Here is an 18,508-nt window from a genome sequence, read left to right as displayed (position 1 = left end):
CGGCGTCGCGTATGCTCGATAGCGGGCATTGACTGGGGGAGAATAAGATGACGGTGCTGATACTCGGTTTGCTGCTGTTCCTGGGCTTGCACTCGGTACGCATCGTCGCCGACGGCTGGCGCAGCGCCCAGCTGGCGCGCCTGGGCGAAAAGCGCTGGAAGGGGCTGTACTCGCTCGTGGCGTTTGCCGGCCTGGGCCTGATCATCTGGGGTTACTCCCTGGCGCGCCAGCAGCCGCAGGTGCTGTGGACGCCGCCTATGGGCTTGCGCCACGCCAGCGGCCTGCTGATGCTGTTCTCGCTGATTTTGCTGGCGGCGGCCAATGTGCCGCGCAACCGCATCAAGACCCTGGTGCACCACCCCATGCTGCTCGGCACGCAACTCTGGGCCGTCGCGCATCTGCTGGCCAACGGCAACGTGGCCGACGTGCTGCTGTTCGGCGGCTTCCTCGTCTGGTCGTCGGTGGATATGGTTTCCGCCGTGCAGCGCGACCGCGCGGCCGGCGTCGCCTACCAGGGCGGCACCATCCAAGGCACGCTGATCGCCATAGCCGCGGGCTGTGCGCTGTGGCTGCTGCTGGCGTTCTGGCTGCATGGCGTGCTGTTTGGCGTGCGGCCGTTTGGATAAGGGGATCGAGCAAGCGAGGGGGATCGGCTTGCGTGTGCCGTGGCCTGCGACGAGCTGAGCGACAAACCGGGCGCGGCCAGGGCGTTTACATAAACGCCATAAAAAAACCCGCAGCATCTGTCGATGGGCGGGTTTGATCAGGTGCAACTAAAGTGTTCTGTGGTGCCGGGAGCCGGAATCGAACCGGCACGCTGTTTCCAGCGCGGGATTTTGAGTCCCGTGCGTCTACCTATTCCGCCATCCCGGCAACGCGAGACGCATTATCACTGATTTGTCACAATCTGGCAAGTTTTATGCTTGGCGTGTGTTTTGCCCAAGCCTGCAGAATCTGTGACGATGCCGATTCCAGCGCAAGAAGCGGAGTGCCGCGCCCGGCTTGCCGGCCTATCTTTTCCCTTTCAACCACATGAAGGGGAAGCAAATGTTACAACTGGAAAATAAGGTCGCCATCATCACGGGCGCCAGCTCGGGCATCGGCCATGCGGCGGCGCGCCTGTTCGCGCGCGAGGGGGCGCGGCTGGTGCTGGTGGCGCGGCGGCGGAAGGAACTCGATGCGCTGGTGGCGCAGCTGGCGGAAGGGGGCGCGCAAGCCGTGGCCTGTGCCGGCGATGTGGCCGACGCGGCATGCGCGCAAGCGGCCGTGGCGCTGGCGCTGCAACGCTTTGGCGGCCTCGATATCGCCTTCAATAATGCGGGCACCCTGGGACCCATGGGGCCCACGCAGGAAGTTGCCCTGGAAGACTGGCGGGCGGCGGTCGACACCAATCTCACCAGTGCCTTCCTGGCGGCCAAATATCAGCTGCCCGCCATGGCGGCGCGCGGCGGCGGCTCGCTGATTTTTACCTCGACCTTTGTCGGTCATACGCTGGGCATGTCCGGCATGGCCGCGTATGCGGCCAGCAAGGCAGGCGTGATCGGCTTGACCAAGGCCCTGGCGGCCGAGTATGGCACGGCGGGTATCCGCGTGAATGCCCTGCTGCCGGGCGGCACCGATACGCCCATGGGGCGCGCAGTGGCGAATACGCCCGAAGCGCTGGCCTTCGTGGCGGGCTTGCATGCGTTAAAACGTCTGGCTACGCCGGACGAGATCGCCCGCTCGGCGCTGTACCTGGCGTCCGATGCCTCGAGCTTCACCACCGGCACGGCGCTGCTGGCCGATGGCGGCGTGTCCATCGTGCGCGCATAAAGCACGCGCAGAAACGCCGACGGCCCGGGGATGAGCCGGGCCGTCGGTTGTGTGCGCTACATCAAGCTCAGTTGTGAACCGAGTTCAGCTGACGCGCGATGATGTCGTGGTTGAGCCAGATGACGGGCGCTGGCGGCTCCGACATGGTGTGGAACATCAGCGGGCCCGTGCCTTCCAGCACCAGCGAGCTCAGGTGGTCGGTGATCAGTTCCTTGCGGTCCTTGTGCAGCTTGGTGATGTCGTCCGAGGTACCGATCATGACGTCGGCCAGCTCAGGCGTGTTGTCCATCGGCCAGGCGGCGAAGTTGCGGAACTGCACGCTCGTGGCGTCGCCATTGTAGGCGGCGATACGGTCGAGCAAGTCTTGCAGCGACACGCCGTCTTCCAGCAAGCCCTGGCAGATTTTCCATTGCTCTTCGGCCCAGGCTGCGCCGCCTTCTTTTTTCAGCGCGTCGAGCAGGGGGAACAGGGACAGTTCCACGCCGACGAAAATGTCGGACGAATTCGTGCGGATTTCCGGGCAATTGAAGACGGTCGCCTTGATGCCTTTTTCCCACGCGGCCTTGGCCACGTTTTCCAGGCGCATCTTGGCCAGGCCTTGCGTGTAGTTGCTGTAGGTTTGCCACTGGTATTTGCCGTCGATCAAGATCTCGGTGCCGTGGTAGCCGTAGGCGCTGTAGCGCACCTGGCCGCCCGTTTGCTCGATGCGGGCGCGGATGGCGGCGCTGCCGTCGATCAGGTGCTGCAGGGTGTTGGCCGTGACTTCGTCGAAGTTCATCAGGATCAATTTACCCAGGTCGCTGTCGAGCAGGGCGCGCGAAGACATGAAGCGCTCGCCGCGGCCTTTGTAGATGCGGTTGGCGATCGCCAGGAAGACCTTGACCTTTGGAATGCCGCCGGCCATGGTGTGGGCGAAATACACATTGCTGCCGTCAGGAATCAGGCTATCCAGCTCGGCCATGGCTTTGGCCACGGACGCGCTGAAGCGGGCGATGCCGGCTTCGCGGCAGCGTTCGATCTGCGCCCAGTCCAGCTTGTCTTCTTGCCAGCTTTTCAGGGTCATGTCGGCCAGCAGGGCCGTCGGCGTCGGTTCGCCGGCGGGCGCGTCGAGGTCGAAACCGGCCATCAGCGGCACATTGATGATGCGGCCGCCCAGGTTGGCTTCGGCTTCGGCCAGCTCTTCCGCGTTCAGCGGGCGCAGCGCCATGTTTTCATCGCGGCGGCCGACCGTCATGCCGACGATATTCATGCCCGCCTTGCGCGCTTCGTCCAGCAAACCATTCACATAGCCGCGGCCGAACAGCTCGCCGAACAGCACAAAGGTGTCGCCCTTGCGGAAGATATTTTTTTGCGGGATGTCTCTCAGGGACGTGATCTCGGTCATGGTGTCAATTCATTCAAAAATTAGCAGGGCAGACGGCTGGTGCTGCTGCCCGCTGGTTCAACATAGTGTGAAATTATGCGCCATTTCAGCGGGGAAAATCTTCTTGCGAATGATTCTCGTCTGGAATGGCATCTTCTTCTTCATGCAGCTCTTATTCTTTCGCCAAGGCGTATTTTACGCTGCCCCGGCGCACAGCGCCCGCGGACTGGCCCGGCAGGCGCCGATATTACCTCAGCTTGGCCGCGCAGGTCAGTAAAATTGATCTAAAACAAATCCTGCTGCCCCGACACGAGGCGCGAAAAATCGTCGCCCAGGAAGGGCAGTATCGCGTCGGCCACCGGCTGCAGCTGGCGCGTCAGGTAATGCTGGTAGTCGATGGGCGAGCGCTGCGTTTCCAGCGGTTCCGGCCCCGCCACCGTGATGACATAGCTGATCCAGCCGCCGTTCTGGTATTGCAATGGCCGTCCTTGCGCCAGGTTGTAGGCGTCGGCCGTGCGCGCCGCGCGCACGTGGGGCGGCACGTTGCGCTGGTAATCGTCGAGCGGGCGGCGCAATCTCTTGCGGTAGACCAATAAGGCGTCAAACTCGCCGCGCACCGTGCGCGCCACGTAGTCGCGCACATAGTCCTGGTAGGCGGCGCGCTGGAAGATGCGGCGGTACAAATCCTGCTGGAATTGCTGTGCCAGCGGCGTCCAGTCGCTGCGCACCGTTTCCAGGCCCTTGTAGACCATCTGTTCGCTGCCGTCGGGCTTGCCCACGAGGCCCGCGTAGCGCTTCTTGCTGCCTTCTTCCGAGCCGCGGATGGTGGGCATCAGGAAGCGCCGGTAATGCGTCTCGAATTCCAGTTCCAGCGCATTTTCGAGGCCGAATTCCTCGCGCAAGTGCCGCTCCCACCAGGCGTTCACGTGCGCCACCAGGGCGCTGCCGATCTTGCCCGCCTCTTCATCCGTATGCGCTGTTTTGAGCCACACAAACGTGGAATCCGTGTCGCCATAGATCACCTGATAACCTTGCTCGGTGATCAGCTCGCGCGTGCGGTGCATGATGTCGTGGCCGCGCAGGGTGATCGACGAGGCCAGGCGCGGGTCGAAAAAGCGGCAGCCGCTCGAGCCCAGCACGCCATAAAACGCGTTCATGATGATCTTTAACGCTTGCGACAGCGGCGCGTTGCGCTCGCGCTTGGCCGCCTCGCGCCCTTGCCACACCTGTTTCACGATGGCAGGCAGGCAATGTTTTACGCGTGAAAACTGCGCACCCCGGTAGCCGGGCACGGTATCGGCCTCGTCGCCGCTGGTGCCCACCACCAGGCCCACGGGGTCGATCAGGAAAGTGCGGATGATGGACGGGTACAGGCTTTTATAGTCGAGCACCAGTACGGAATCGTACAGGCCCGACTGGGAATCCATGACGAAGCCGCCGGGGCTGTTTTCGCCGGAGACATCGCCCAGGTTGGGCGCCACGTAACCCTGCCGGTGCATCAGCGGCAAATACAAATGTTCGAAAGCGGCCACGGAGCCGCCGCTGCGGTCGGCCGCCAGGCCCGTCACGCTGGCCCGTTCCAGCAGGAAGGTCAGCAACTCGGTCTTGGCGAAGATGCGCGTGACCAGCTCGCAATCCTTGAGGTTGTAGCGGGCCAGCGCGGGCTTGTCTTCGCGGAACCGCCGGTCGATCTCGGCCATGCGCTGGTAGGGATTGTCGATGGATTTGCCTTCACCCAGCAAGGTCTGCGCCACGTTTTCCAGGCTGAACGAGGAAAAATTCCACGTCGCCGAGCGCAGGGCTTCGATGCCGTCGATGATCAGGCGTCCTGCGGCGGCGGCAAAGTAATGCTCTTGCTTGCCGCCATGCTCGCGCCATTCCATCACGGCGCCGCCGCGCCCCAGTTTCAAGGGCACTTGATAACGCTCAGCGTGTTCGCGCAGCACGCGCAAGTCGAACTGCACCAGGTTCCAGCCGATGATGGCGTCCGGATCGTGCCGCTCCATCCACGTGTTCAGGCGCTCGAGGATCTGTGCGCGGCTGTCGCAGTATTCGAGGTCGAAGTCGAGTAGCTCATCGCCGCCGTTTTGCGGCCCCAGCATGTAGACCTGGCGCTGGCCGCAGCCTTCCAGGGCCAGCGAATACAGCTCGCCATGGGCCGTCGTCTCGATATCGAGCGAGGCCAGTTTCAAGCTTGGCCGGTAGCCGGGCGCCGGTTTCAGCTGCACGTCCTGCCCTGTTTCCGCGCTGAACGTTACCGGCGCCGTAATGAAACGCTCCATCAGGTAGCGCTCGGGCGGGCGGATGTCCGCTTCGTACACGTCGATGCCGTGCGCGCGCAACTGCTTTTCCAGCTTCAGCAAATGCCGGTATTGCTTGCAGTACAGGCCCAGCACGGGACGGTGGTGAAAATCGCACAGCGACAGGGGCCGCAGTTCGGCATGGCGCTCGCCGCGCAGCAGCTGTTGCGCTTGCTCCTGCTGCTCCATGGGGATAAAGGCGACGGCCGTCTGCACGGGCAGGCGCACGTGGCGGGGCCCGGCGTCCGTTGCCAGCCAGAAATCGACCTCCGTGCCGGCGGGCGTGTCGCGCCAGTGGCGGGTCAGGATGAAGCCCTGTTCGGGCGGGTGCTGCGTGTTGCCTGTCATGGTGCCGTGAATGTCGGGTGTGCTGGCCTGCACATTACAGCAAGCTGGTGCAGGGCGGTTGCGGTTGCGGCTATAATTTTTGTAGTCGATGACCATAAGAAGAGCGCGTCGCGCCGTTACCCTGGAGACAGCATGCAAGCAATGAGTTATGTACATGGCGCCCACGAGACGCCGTTGATCGGCGAAACGATAGGCGCTTACCTGGACGGCATCGCCGCCCGCTACGGCCAGCACGACGCCCTGATCGTGGCGCACCAGAACGTGCGCTGGACGTATCTGGAATTCCAGCAGCGCGTGCACCGCCTGGCCGCCGGCCTGTTGAAACTGGGCTTGCAGCCGGGCGACCGGGTCGGCATCTGGTCGCAGAATTGCGCCGAATGGGTGCTGACCCAGTTTGCCACGGCGAAAGCCGGCTTGATCATGGTCAACATCAACCCCGCCTACCGGCGCTCGGAACTCGAATACGTGCTCGACAAGGTGCAGTGCAGCGCGCTGATCCTGTCGCCCAGCTTCAAGTCCAGCGATTACCTGGCCATCGTGCAAGACGTGGTGCCGGAAATCGCCCGTTCGCGCGCCGGCGCCCTGCAGTCGCCGCGCTTGCCGCAATTGCGCCACGTCATCCGCCTGGGCGCGGCCGCCACCCCCGGCATGCACAATTTCGACGCGGTGATGGACGGCATTGCCGACGCCGACCTGGCGCACCTGGAAGAAGTGAGCGCCACCTTGCAGTTTGACGACGCCGTCAACATTCAGTTCACGTCCGGCACCACGGGCGCGCCGAAGGGCGCCACCTTGACGCACCACAATATCCTGAACAACGGTTTCTTCATCGGCGAAGCCATGCGCCTGACGCAGCAGGACCGCTTGTGCATTCCCGTGCCCCTGTACCACTGCTTCGGCATGGTGCTGGGCAACCTGGCCTGCGTCACGCATGGCGCGGCCATGGTGTTTCCCGGTGAAGGCTTCGACCCGAAAGCCGTGCTGGAAACGGTGCAGGCCGAGCGCTGCACGGGCTTGCATGGCGTGCCGACCATGTTCATCGCCATCCTCGACCATCCTGATTTCAAGCAATACGACCTGTCGAATTTGCGCACCGGCATCATGGCCGGTTCGCCTTGTCCGATGGAAGTCATGACGCGTGTTATCGAATTGATGCACATGGCGGAAATCACGATTGCGTATGGCATGACGGAAACGTCGCCCGTCAGCTTCCAGACGTCGATCGAAGACCCGCGCGAGATGCGCGTCTCGTCCATCGGCCGGGTTCACCCGCACCTGGAAGTGAAAATCATCGATGCGGAAGGCCGCATCGTGCCGCGCGGCGAAAAGGGCGAATTGCTCACGCGCGGCTATTCCGTGATGCAGGGCTACTGGGGCGATCCTGAAAAAACCAGCGAAGCCATTGACGCGGCGCGCTGGATGCACACGGGCGACCTGGCCGTTATCGACGCAAACGGCTTTTGCAGCATCGTCGGCCGTTCGAAGGACATGGTGATACGCGGCGGCGAAAACATCTACCCGCGCGAAGTCGAAGAATTCCTGTACCGCCACCCGAGCGTGCTCGACGTGCAATGCGTGGGCGTGCCGGACGCCAAGTATGGTGAAGAACTGTGCGCCTGCATCATCCTGCGCCCGGGCACGCAGGCCACCAGCGAGGATATCCGCGCCTTTTGCGACGGGCAAATCGCCTATTACAAGATTCCCCGCTATGTGCGCTTCGTCGAGGAATTCCCCATGACGGTGACGGGCAAGATCCAGAAATATGTATTGCGCAAGCAGGTGGCGACGGATCTGGGCTTGAGCACGGAATAAGTTTTTCGCCCGCCCATAAAAAAACACCGGGATGCTCGCGCGGCCCGGTGTTTTTTATTGATGCGGCGTCAAGCTCAGGCCATCGCGGCTTGCGGTGCGCGCGCTGGCGTGCGGCGGCGCATGAAGGCCAGCAAGCCCAGGCCGGCCAGCAGCATGGCGTAGGTGCCTGGCTCAGGTACGGCCGACACGTTGACCGTGTTGAAGCCGGAACCGTTCATCGCGACGTGGCCACGATTGATCGAGCTGACCGAATTGGCGATCAGGGTGCCGTTCATGTCGCCCGAACCGGAGAACGCGCTGTGCGGCGCCAGGATGCTGCCGTTGATGCCGACGTTCTGCAGGTTAGTGGTGGTGGCGTTGGCGAAGTTGAACAGCGTGCGGTTGGCGAAACTGGCGAAATTGTCGAAGCCGCCGCTCATGGTGATGTCGGTGGCCGTGCCGTTGATGATGATGCTGGCCGTACTTTTCAGCGAGGACAGGTCCAGCGTCAGGTTATGCAGATTCGACGCATCGATGTTGAAAATATTCACGTCGGCGTTGACATTGCCGACCAGGGTCATGTTGCCGTACTGCGAGATCACGGTGCCGTTCGATTGCAGCTTGGCCACGTCGCCCGACAGGGTCGTCAGTTGCTGCTTGGCGCCCGCGAAGTCCAGGGTGGAGGCATTGCCTTTGCTGATGTTGTCTTTTGGAAACCATTGTGGCGCCGTCAGGGTGGCGTTGGGGTTGCTGACGCCGTACACGGCCGAACCGCTGAGCGTGCCCCAGCCCGTGTTCAGGTTGCCGCCAGCAACGACCGAATTGACGGCGCTGCCTGGCTTTTTATTCGTGCCGACATTGTAGTTGTCCAGATAGATATTGCCGCCAGCGGCAATGCTGCCGCCGACGCTGGTAAAACCGCTGGCGCCGCTGCTGCCGATGTTGCCAAAGATAAAGGCCGAATAGCCATTGGCGACGCCGAGGTCGACCACGGTGGCTTGGGCCGAAGCGCTGAAGGCGAAGGCGAACAGGGCGGCGCTGATGAGCGGCAAGGTACGGGTAGCAAATAATTTCATGGACAATCTCATAGTCAAATTAGGGGACGATTCGGGCGGGAAAGCAACACACCGCCATCGCGCAGCCGGCTATTATAATATAAAAAACAATGTTAGTTCAATTTAGGTAATTAACTATATTTTAAGGCAACACTTTTCCTATAGTCAGCAATTGTCTGGCGGACATAAAAAAACCGGGGCTGGCCCGGTTTTTTGCTGTTTATCTGACGCGCTGGTACAGGCGGAAGCGTTCCACGTCATCCGTGGGGCGGCGTCCTTCCCACAGCTTGATCCAGTCCGCACCGTGGTGTTCCGGCAGCTTTTCCTTGTTATCCGGAACTTTAATGCTGTCTTGCAACAAGAACACGTCGCAATGCTGTTGGCCCACATTGGCAAACGGCAGGTGGCCGTAGTAGGCGAACGAGGCGCGCTGGGCGGCGCCGACATTGCTGTTGATGCAAGTAGTGCCCGGCGGCAGGTGGACGGAAATCTGGTGCGCGACGCTGGCGTAGCTCTTGCTGTAGTTCAGCGGCGGCAGGAACAGGGTCATGATCAGCACCCAGATCAGGATCAGGCCGCCGGACGACAGCACCACGGCGCGCCACAGCACGGCTGGCTGGCGCGAGATGCGCCAGTGCACCAGCGCCACCCAGCCCGCGCTGGCGCAGGCGGCGACGAAGAAGGCCAGCAAGTCCAGTGCGGGCTTGAAACCTGGCATGAGTTTCAGGGCGTTATGCGACAGTTTCGGCGGCCAGCCGGTCAGGATGGCGAACCAGAACAGCCACAGCGCGAGGGCGCAGATGGTCAGCACCATCACGGAGAACCAGTCGATGGCGTTGATGGCGCCCCGTTTCATGGTCAGCAAGCCGAACGCGGCCATCACGGCCAGCGGCGGCAGCAGCGGCAGCAGCTGGCTCGGGTCGGGATCGGGATGGCACAGGCCCAGGATGGCCAGCATGGCGACAAAGGTCAGCGGCACGACGATGTGCAGCACGTGGTGCTGGCGGCGCCAGGCATACACGGCCCAGGCGGCGAACGGCCAGGCGGGCCAGAAGAACCAGATGCCGACACGCCAGAAGTATTGCAGGCTCTTCAGGCTGGGGGCGCTGAACTGGCGGTAATTCCATTCCATCCACGCTTGCAGCGGCGAATGGCCGTATGGCTGCAGCAGTTCGCCCGGCAGCAGCCAGACCAGGGTCAGCGCGATGCCAATCAGGATGGCCAGCGCCAGGTGGCGCACGCTGCGCAGCAGCGGCAGGCGCAGGAAGACGGTGCACAGCAGCAAGGCGATGCTCAGCGCCGCCGGCGTGATCCAGCCGCGCGCGAGGGTCAGGCCGCCCAGCGCCAGGCCCAGCAGGGCCGCATTGCGCACGGACGGGCCTTCCACGTAGCGCACGGCGCGGTACAGCAAATAGGCCATCAGGGACACGTACAGCGCTTCGGCCGTGATGTCGTGGCTGTGCTGCAGCAGGCCCAGGCAGCCCAGGTAGATGAGCACGGCGGCATCGGCCAGGGTGCGGCCGAAATCGTCCGGCTCGGGTTGGCCGCCGAAGGCCAGGCGCAGCGGCTGGGCGTCGTTGCGCCGGCCCAGGTTGAAGGCGGTGTACCAGACGGACAGGGTGCTGACGACGAAGATGCCGATGGTCGACATGCGCGCGCCAAAGACGTCGCCGTCGATCCAGCTGAACAGCTTGATGAAGATGGCGCCCAGCCAGAAGGCCAGCGGGCCTTCATCGAGCAGCGACAGGCCGGCGATGTTGGGCCACAGCCAGTCGTTCAGGCCGCCATGCGCCATGGTCCACATGATGCCGAAACTGGCGGCATCATCGTTCTTCCACGGTTCGCGGCCGATCAGGCCAGGCAGGATGTACAGCAGGCCGAGCGCAAACAAGGCCCATCGTGGCAGCGCGAGTGTGGCAGCGGCGGGAAGGCGGACTGGCTTCATCGATAATCGGTATCAGAATAGTGGCAAGACGCGACGAATGGCGTCGGGTATGCGCGAGTATAAAGTAAAGCGGCCAAAGACAAAAAAGGCAGCCGTGGCTGCCTTTTCTCTGGCAGCCGGAGCTGCCCTGTTTTGCCGCAAAGCGGCAAAAATCAGCCTGCTGCGACTGCGGTTTTCGAACCAACCGAACCGAACTTCTGACGGAACTTCTCGACGCGACCGGCGGTATCGACGATTTTGTGCTTGCCCGTGAAGAATGGGTGCGATTCAGCCGAAACCTCGATCTTCACCAGAGGGTATTCTTTACCGTCGTGGGTGATTTTTTCGCGGGTTTGGATGGTCGAGCGGGTAACGAATTTGAAATCGCACGACAGATCGTGGAAAACAACTTCGCGGTATTCTGGATGGGTATCGACTTTCATGGTCTTCTCTCTAGTTTGGTAGCCAAACAGCACTTCGTCGGTCGTCCTGCTTCTTGACCCGATTGCCGATCACTTGCCAGGTTTAAAATAATGCAACCGTCGATTATATAGCGCTTTCGGGGCGCAGGCAATAAAAAAGCCGCCCGAAAGCGGCTTTGCATGATCGCGTGTGCTTACGCCGGGCGCAACGTAGGTCGGATTAGCGCGCTAGCGCGTAATCCGACACCACCACCGTCTTCGCCAACAATGTTGTCGGATTACAGCCCTGCGGGCCTAATCCGACCTACGATACACGGCAGGGGAATTTAGCCGCCCCGGCGCATCATGTCGAAGAATTCGGCGTTGTTTTTGGTCGCCTTCATCTTGTCGAGAATGAACTCCATCGCCTCGATCTCGTCCATCGAGTACAGCAACTTACGCAGGATCCAGATTTTTTGCAGCTCGTTCGGCTTGATCAGCAGTTCTTCGCGGCGGGTACCCGATTTGTTCAGGTTGATTGCCGGGTAGACGCGTTTTTCGGCCAAACGGCGTTCCAGATGCACTTCCATGTTGCCGGTACCCTTGAATTCTTCAAAGATCACGTCATCCATGCGCGAACCCGTTTCGATCAGCGCCGTGGCGATGATGGTCAGCGAGCCGCCTTCTTCGATATTGCGCGCGGCGCCGAAGAAGCGTTTTGGACGTTGCAGCGCGTTCGCGTCGACACCGCCGGTCAGGACCTTGCCCGAGGCAGGGATGACGGTATTGTAGGCGCGTGCCAGGCGGGTGATCGAGTCGAGCAGGATGACCACGTCTTTTTTCATTTCGACCAGGCGCTTGGCTTTTTCCAGCACCATCTCGGCCACTTGCACGTGGCGCGTGGCCGGCTCGTCGAAGGTCGAGGCGACGACTTCGCCGCGTACCGAGCGTTGCATTTCGGTCACTTCTTCCGGACGTTCGTCGATCAGCAGCACGATCAGGGTGATATCCGGGTGGTTGGCCGTGATCGCATGGGCGATGTGCTGCAGGATTACGGATTTGCCGGATTTCGGCGACGCCACCAGCAAGCCGCGCTGGCCTTTGCCGATCGGGGCGATCAGGTCGATGATGCGGCCGGTGATGTTTTCCTGGCCATTCATTTCACGTTCCAGGCGCAGCGGCTCGTTCGGGTGCAGCGGCGTCAGGTTTTCAAACAGGATGCGGTGTTTCGACATCTCCGGCGATTCGCCGTTGACCTTGTCGACTTTGACCAGTGCGAAATAGCGTTCGCCATCTTTCGGGGTCCGTACCTCGCCTTCGATCGAATCGCCGGTGTGCAGATTGAAGCGGCGGATTTGCGAAGGGGAGATGTAAATATCGTCGGTGGACGCCATGTAGCTGGCGTCAGGCGAGCGCAGGAAGCCGAAGCCGTCAGGCAGCACTTCCAGGGCGCCGTCGCCAAAAATCTGTTCGCCGGACTTGGCGCGTTTTTTCAGGATAGCGAACATCAGCTCCTGTTTGCGCAAGCGGGCTGCGTTGTCAATGTCAAGACCGATCGCCATCTCAAGCAGGGCGGATACGTGTAGGGCCTTTAGTTCGGATAAATGCATATGTGTTGAGTGTCCCGAGACGGGATGTAAAGGTAGGGGAGGGGACTGCGTGGCGTTGATTAATTATTGGGGAAGGCTGTGCACGAATGAGGCAAAGCCGCTTCCCGGTCTATCCAGTCAGGCGGCGCTGCGGGCGCAGCGCTGCCCATCATACATTAAATGTTGCTGTCGACGAAAGCGGTCAACTGGCCCTTGGCCATGGCGCCCACTTTTTGAGCAGCTGCAGCACCATCCTTGAACAGGATCAGGGTCGGGATGCCGCGGATGCCGAACTTGGCAGGTACCGCCTGGTTGGCGTCCACGTCCATCTTGGCGATCACGATGCGGCCGGCGTATTCCTTGGCCACTTCTTCCAGGATCGGGGCGATGGCCTTGCAGGGACCGCACCATTCTGCCCAGAAGTCGACCAGTACTGGCAACTCGGATTTCAGGACGTCTGCTTCAAAAGATGCATCGCTAATGTGTTTGATATTTTCGCTCATATTTTCCTCAAATGAGGGTGGGATCAATAATGCCTGGAATTCACCATACGCTGGTTCGCCATCCATGCTTCCTGGAATGCAGTGAGAAGATGGGGGCAATGGGCACAAATTCAATGTTCTTGGAAGGTGCGACCAGAGGTATGCAGGCGGGGATGGCTGAAATAATAACCCATTTTTTCAAAGCGTGGCGATTATTGCAGAAAAACTTGAGGCATATCGCCAGCATATCGCTCCAGCGCGTGCCGCCAGGGCGGCAAAGCCGCATGCCTGCTGGCTTGCGGCGCCGTGTCCCGCCTCCCGGCCTGGCTCCGCGCTCAGGCTTGCGCGCCGGCCTGACGCGCCGTGTGCTGCAGTTGCAAGTTCACCATGAGCTGCAATTCCGCGCTTTCCATCGGCTTGCGGAAGGTGCCTAATATATGCAGGCCGTTGGCCATGGCCAGGCGTTCGGCCGCCAGGCGCACGGCCGAATGCAGTCCCGACAGCAGTACTACGCCGCCGCGAAAGCCGTTTTCAGCCGCCATGCGCAAAAATTCGATGCCGTCGATGTCGGGCATGGACAGGTCGCAGATCAGCAGGTCGGGCTGGTGCTGCTTCAGGGTGGCCAGCGCCTGTTCGCTGTGCGACTCGCAGCGGATGTCGAACGGGCCCATTTGTTCGAGCATGTCGCTGAGCACGTCGAGCATGAAAACGTCGTCGTCCAGCAGCAATACGCGCAATGGCGCCAGGCCTGCTTCGCTGTGTTCACGGCTTGCTTGGTTTGATACAGTAGTCATCGTCCTGTCTTCCTATTGATATGCTGCATCGCTGTCGATGCCGATACCTTGCCTTAACGGAATTTGGCGGTAGCTAATCGTCATTGGCAAAGCTGGTGTTATTCATAATTTGTTCGGTAATCTGTTCCAGCAGGGGCCACAGGCGCGCGACGATGTGCCGGGCCCGTTCTGCCTCGTCGGCCGCTTCGCCCGGCGCCAGGGTTTCCAGGTTGTGGCACAGCTCGGCCAGTCCCAGGGCCCCCACGGTGCGCGCTGACGACTTGATGCGGTGTCCCAGTTCGCGCACCTGGTGCACGTCGCCGCGCGCCAGGGCCGCATCGATGTCGCCAAAGCCGTCCTGCGTCGTCTGCAGGAACTTGAAGGCGAATTTGCGCACCTTTTCCGGGTTATAGCCCAGCAACTTGGCCAGGATCGACAGGTCGATCACCTGCGGGTCGCCCGCCAGCGTCGTCTTGAAGGCGGGCGCGGCGCGGCTGCGTGCGGGTGGTGGCGGCGTGTCGCGCGCCGGCAGCCAGCTGGCGATGGTCTGGTACATCATGGCCGGCTGGATGGGCTTGGAAATGAAATCGTCCATGCCCGCGTCCAGGCAACGCACGCGGTCTTCGCTGGTGGCCGTGGCCGTCATGGCCAGCACGCGCAGGTGCGCCAGCTGCGGGTCGGCGCGGATGTGGCGCGTCGCCTGCAAGCCATCCATCAGCGGCATCTGCACGTCCATCAGCACGCAGTCGAACTGGGTCTGGCGCAGCAGGTCGAGCGCTTCCTCGCCATTGTTGGCCAGGCAGACGGAGGCGCCCGCTTCTTCCAGCAATTCCAGCGCCACCTGCTGATTAAACGTGTTGTCTTCCACCAGCAGGATGCGCGCATGCTTGAGCGTGCGCATCACCAGGGCCGCGTCGGCGCTGGCGCGCATGGCCGCCGCCGTCTGCACCATGCTGTCGAGCATGGCGGGTGCCGCCTGGTCGGAAATGCCCAGGTTGGCCGTGAACCAGAAGGTGCTGCCGGCGCCGGGACGGCTGTCGACGCCCACGTCGCCGCCCATCAGCTGCGCCAGCTGCTTGCAGATGGCCAGGCCCAGGCCCGTGCCGCCATATTCGCGCGTGGTGGACGTGTCGGCCTGCTGGAAGGACTGGAACAGCTTGCTCATTTCATCCTGCGACAGGCCGATGCCGTGGTCGCATACTTCAAAGCGCACCAGGCAGTGCCTGGCGTCCGCCACCACCTTGCGCACTTTCACGGTGATGCTGCCCTGTTCGCTGAACTTGATGGCGTTATTGGCGTAGTTGATCAGCACTTGTCCCAGGCGCAGCGGGTCGCCCACGAGCACGGCCGGTAATTGCGGGTCGATTTCAAACAGCAACTCCAGGTTCTTGCCGGCGGCGCGCGGCGCCACTACCGTCATCAGCGTTTGCACGACGTGGTCGAAACTGAAGTTGACGCGCTCGATTTCCAGCTTGCCCGCCTCGATTTTCGAAATGTCGAGAATGTCGTCGATGATGCCCAGCAGATGTTCGCCGGCAAAACGGATTTTTTCCAGGTAATCGCGCTGGCGCGGTTCCAGGTCCGTTTTCAGGGCCAGATAGGCCATACCGATCACGCCATTCATCGGCGTGCGGATTTCATGGCTCATGTTGGCCAGGAATTGCCCCTTCGCCAGGCTCGCTTCTTCGGCCACCTGCTTGGCCTGGTCCAGCTGCTCCGTGCGCTGCGCCACGCGCTCTTCCAGATGTTCATTGAGTTCGCGCAAGGCGCTCTCGCTGCGCTTGTGATACGTGATGTCCGTCAGGCTGGCCACCACCATGCCCACCTTGCCGTATTCATCGCGGATGGCCTCGGTATTTACGGACAGCCACGACAGGCTGCCGTCGGGCTGTTGCACGCCCATCAGCACGTCGCGCATGGCGACACCCGTCGACAGGGTGATGTGCACGGGATGGCTGCGCTGGTCGAAGGGAGAACCGTCTTCGTGGATCGCTTGCCACAGGCTGTTGCCGGCTGGACTGGCCGCCAGCATGCGCTCGGCAGCGGCATTGCTTTCCAGTATGTGGCCGTGGCTGTCCTGCACCACCAGCCCGTTCGTCACGGCGCCGAACACGGACGCCATGCGCTGGCTCGAGTTCGACAGGGCGATCGACGCCTGGCGCCGCTCCGTGATGTCGGTGATCATCGCCAGGGTGCCGCCCGGCTCGCCGTTGTCCGACTGGATGCTGGTGCTCGACAGCAAGCCCCACAGGCTCGACTGATCTTTGCGGAAGAAGCGGAAATCGACCTGGTCCGGCTGGCTGGCGGCGCTGCCGTGGCTGGCCAGGCGGCGCTGCATCAGCAGCTGGCTGTCGCGGTCCATGAAGTCGAGCAGGGGACGGCCCAGCATTTCCTGCACCGTGTAGCCGAGCATGTGCGCCATCTTCGGGTTGACGAAGGTGGTCTTGCCATCCGCATCCGTCATCCAGATGCCTTCGGCGGCCGTCTGCACGATCAGGCGGTAGCGTTCGGAACTGGCGTGCAGCGCTTCCTCGGCGCGTTGCCGCTGCGTCATGTCGCGCAGCGAGACGATGGAAAATACTTGCCCGGCCATGCGCAGCGGCGACAGGCTGACCTTGGCCGGGAAGTGCGTGCCGTCGCGGCGGCGCGCCATCATCACCCGCCCCGGCAGGCTGTGCCGCGCTTGCGGGTCGCCCACGGAGTGGCTGGCCGTGCTTTCCGGTACCAATTGCTCCAACGACATGCCCGTCAATTCGGCCAGCGGATAGCCGAAGCAGCGCGCGCCGATCTGGTTGGCGTAGTGCACCTTGCCTTCGACGTCGGCCACCAGCATGGCTTCGGGTGCCGCTTCCAGCATCGAGCGCATGCGCGATTGCTCATCCTGTTTGCGTTCGCTGATATCGCAGACGATGCCGCTGGCCTGCGTGGCGGCGCCATCCGAGGCGCGTGTCAGCACGGCGCCGCGCGCCAGCAGCCAGCGCCAGTGGCCGTCGCTGTGGCGCAAGCGGAATTCGCAATTGAAGGTGCCGGGCGCCTGGCCATCCAGATGCTGGCGAAAGGCCAGGCTCAGGCGCGCGCGGTCGTCGCGGTGCACTTCGGCCAGCCACTCGTCCAGTGCATGGTCGAGCCTGGCGCTTTTGTCGCCCAGCACGTCCTGGTACTGGGGCGCGAACTGCAGCCGGTCGGCCTGTCGCCGCCAGGTCCAGCCAGCCATGGCCGCGCCGCGCAAGGCTTGCCCGGCGTCCTGTTCGGCCAGGGCATGCGCGGGCAGCAGCAGGCGGCGCAACTGTTGCCGCAGCCGCCAGGCTTGCCAGCAAGCCACTCCCGCCAGGGCGGTGGCGCTGGCGGCAGCGTAAGGCCATAGCAGTGTCGGCGCCATGCCGTGTACCGCCGCCTGCACCGGCAAGGAAAGCGTCATGCCTGCCGCCAGCATCGTATGAGCGAGACGATGCAGCGCAGGGCGCCGTCGGCGTGATGCGCTGAAACTCGTGTGGCTGCAATACGACAAATGCATCCCTTTCTGGGGCATGATGGAACTGGGCTGACAGTGCATGATGCGCGCTCAAATAAACGCCTGCGGCGCTTTCTGGCGGCAACTATAGCATCGAATATTTGCTCGGGGTATTTAAGTTCTGAAACAGCCAAAACGGGATTTTTTTTGCCCCGGAATGGCTGTTTTTTTCGCGATTTGGTGAGAATCTGAGAGAAAGTCGGCGCGAAATCGTGCTACGGAATCAGCGATCTGTAGAACACCTGATAAAACCGTAGCGAGCGGCAGCGATTTGTGGCCGAGAAGCGCAACCGTGCTTGAGCACGGTGAGCATCACAGGCCGCAAAGCGCGACGCGCAGTAGGTTTTTTCAGGTGTTCTCAGGTGAAACTGCCGGCAAACTGATATCGGTGCCCGGGATGCCACATGGTGGCGATCGAGGCGATCTTGCCGCCCGAGCGCGTCTGGCGGCGCAGGACCAGGCACGCCTGTTTCGTGTCGATGGCCAGCATTTCCGCGATGTCGCGCGGTGCCGACAGCGCTTCGATGCTGTAGGTGGCGCCTTGCAGGGGCGCGGCGGCCATCAGGTATTCGTTCGGCGTGATGCTGGAAAAATCCTGCGTCATGTAGTCTGGTGCGCACTCGGGGTTGACCCAGCGGTCTTCCACCTGGATCGGCACGCCGTTTTCAAAATGCACGATCAGCGAGTGGAACAGCGGGTGTTCCGGCGGCAGGCCGAATTGCTTGGCCAGCAAATCCGAGGCTTTCGTACGTTCCAGCAATTGCAGGCTGCTGCGGTGGATATGTCCGCGCGCCCGCACTTCATCGGCGATACTCTTGATTTCCAACAAGGTCGCCTGGTATTTTTGCTGCGCCACATAGGTGCCGGAACCCTGGCGCCGCGTCAGCACCTGTTCGCTGGTCAGTTCGCGCACGGCGCGGTTGACCGTCATGCGCGAGACGCCGAATTGTTTCACGAGGGCTTGCTCGGAGGGAATCACGTCGCCTTCCTTCCAGCGTCCGGCGGCGATGCCGGCCAGCAGAAAATCCTTGATGCGCTGGAAAATGGGCGTATTTTCCTGGGTAGTATGATCGTCCAATGCGGTTTCTCCGAGGCGCGGGCAGGGCGCGCCGCCGGCTGGAGGCGCGATGGCCGATTTTAGCACCGAGCACGATGCCTG

General features: G+C 62.1%; 13 protein-coding genes and 1 tRNA gene. 3 read left to right on the top strand and 11 right to left on the bottom strand.

The genetic code is table 11. The features are described from left to right. The first annotated feature begins 47 nt into the window (after window positions 1-47). Window positions 48-626, top strand: a complete 579-nt coding sequence (locus JAB4_RS27135) for an NnrU family protein (protein ID WP_070220292.1) — start codon at window positions 48-50, stop codon at window positions 624-626. Between the two features lie 160 nt (window positions 627-786). On the opposite strand, the gene JAB4_RS27130 is transcribed toward JAB4_RS27135, so the two are convergent. Then, window positions 787-873: transfer RNA gene (locus JAB4_RS27130), tRNA-Leu, on the bottom strand. 174 nt (window positions 874-1,047) lie between these two features. On the opposite strand from JAB4_RS27130, the gene JAB4_RS27125 reads away from it, so the two are divergent. Then, complete coding sequence (locus JAB4_RS27125) at window positions 1,048-1,812, top strand: SDR family oxidoreductase (protein WP_070224194.1); 765 nt, start codon at window positions 1,048-1,050, stop codon at window positions 1,810-1,812. 67 nt (window positions 1,813-1,879) lie between these two features. Here JAB4_RS27125 and JAB4_RS27120 read toward each other — a convergent pair whose 3' ends face one another. Further along, window positions 1,880-3,196, bottom strand: coding sequence for a hypothetical protein (locus JAB4_RS27120; protein ID WP_070224195.1), 1,317 nt, complete (start codon window positions 3,194-3,196; stop codon window positions 1,880-1,882). Window positions 3,197-3,459: 263 nt separating this feature from the next. Then, entirely contained in the window at window positions 3,460-5,823 is a 2,364-nt protein-coding gene (locus tag JAB4_RS27115; RefSeq protein WP_070224196.1) for a DNA polymerase II, read from the bottom strand. Window positions 5,824-5,955: 132 nt separating this feature from the next. Between JAB4_RS27115 and JAB4_RS27110 the strand changes: the two genes are divergently transcribed. After that, on the top strand, window positions 5,956-7,635 hold the full coding sequence (locus JAB4_RS27110) for an AMP-binding protein (RefSeq protein ID WP_070224197.1): 1,680 nt from the start codon (window positions 5,956-5,958) through the stop codon (window positions 7,633-7,635). A 74-nt stretch (window positions 7,636-7,709) separates the two neighbouring features. On the opposite strand, the gene JAB4_RS27105 is transcribed toward JAB4_RS27110, so the two are convergent. The 8 genes from JAB4_RS27105 to hutC all read right to left on the bottom strand — a co-directional run bounded on the left by JAB4_RS27105 (window position 7,710) and on the right by hutC (window position 18,427). Next, window positions 7,710-8,690: a choice-of-anchor A family protein gene (locus JAB4_RS27105; protein WP_070224198.1), complete on the bottom strand. Its 981-nt coding sequence runs from the start codon at window positions 8,688-8,690 to the stop codon at window positions 7,710-7,712. 199 nt (window positions 8,691-8,889) lie between these two features. Continuing rightward, window positions 8,890-10,614, bottom strand: a complete 1,725-nt coding sequence (locus tag JAB4_RS27100) for a glycosyltransferase (protein WP_070224199.1) — start codon at window positions 10,612-10,614, stop codon at window positions 8,890-8,892. Between the two features lie 152 nt (window positions 10,615-10,766). Next, complete coding sequence (locus JAB4_RS27095; RefSeq protein WP_034746247.1) at window positions 10,767-11,036, bottom strand: type B 50S ribosomal protein L31; 270 nt, start codon at window positions 11,034-11,036, stop codon at window positions 10,767-10,769. Window positions 11,037-11,341: 305 nt separating this feature from the next. Continuing rightward, the gene (gene rho, locus JAB4_RS27090; RefSeq protein WP_034746249.1) at window positions 11,342-12,604 is read right to left on the bottom strand and encodes a transcription termination factor Rho; all 1,263 of its coding nucleotides are present in this window, start codon (window positions 12,602-12,604) and stop codon (window positions 11,342-11,344) included. Between the two features lie 155 nt (window positions 12,605-12,759). After that, on the bottom strand, window positions 12,760-13,086 hold the full coding sequence (trxA, locus tag JAB4_RS27085; protein ID WP_070224200.1) for a thioredoxin TrxA: 327 nt from the start codon (window positions 13,084-13,086) through the stop codon (window positions 12,760-12,762). A 314-nt stretch (window positions 13,087-13,400) separates the two neighbouring features. Beyond that, a complete protein-coding gene (locus tag JAB4_RS27080; RefSeq protein WP_070224201.1) occupies window positions 13,401-13,859 on the bottom strand; it encodes a response regulator in 459 nt (152 codons plus the stop codon). A 73-nt stretch (window positions 13,860-13,932) separates the two neighbouring features. Continuing rightward, window positions 13,933-17,256: a PAS domain-containing hybrid sensor histidine kinase/response regulator gene (locus JAB4_RS27075; protein WP_070224301.1), complete on the bottom strand. Its 3,324-nt coding sequence runs from the start codon at window positions 17,254-17,256 to the stop codon at window positions 13,933-13,935. A gap of 451 nt (window positions 17,257-17,707) precedes the next feature. After that, entirely contained in the window at window positions 17,708-18,427 is a 720-nt protein-coding gene (gene hutC, locus JAB4_RS27070; RefSeq protein ID WP_070224202.1) for a histidine utilization repressor, read from the bottom strand. Window positions 18,428-18,508: the final 81 nt, after the last annotated feature.

It is taken from the genome of Janthinobacterium sp. HH102, from assembly GCF_001758625.2.
In the GTDB taxonomy this organism is placed as follows: domain Bacteria; phylum Pseudomonadota; class Gammaproteobacteria; order Burkholderiales; family Burkholderiaceae_D; genus Janthinobacterium.
The sequence above is the reverse complement of the archived record's forward strand: the minus strand, read 5'-3'. Positions and strand labels throughout refer to the sequence as shown.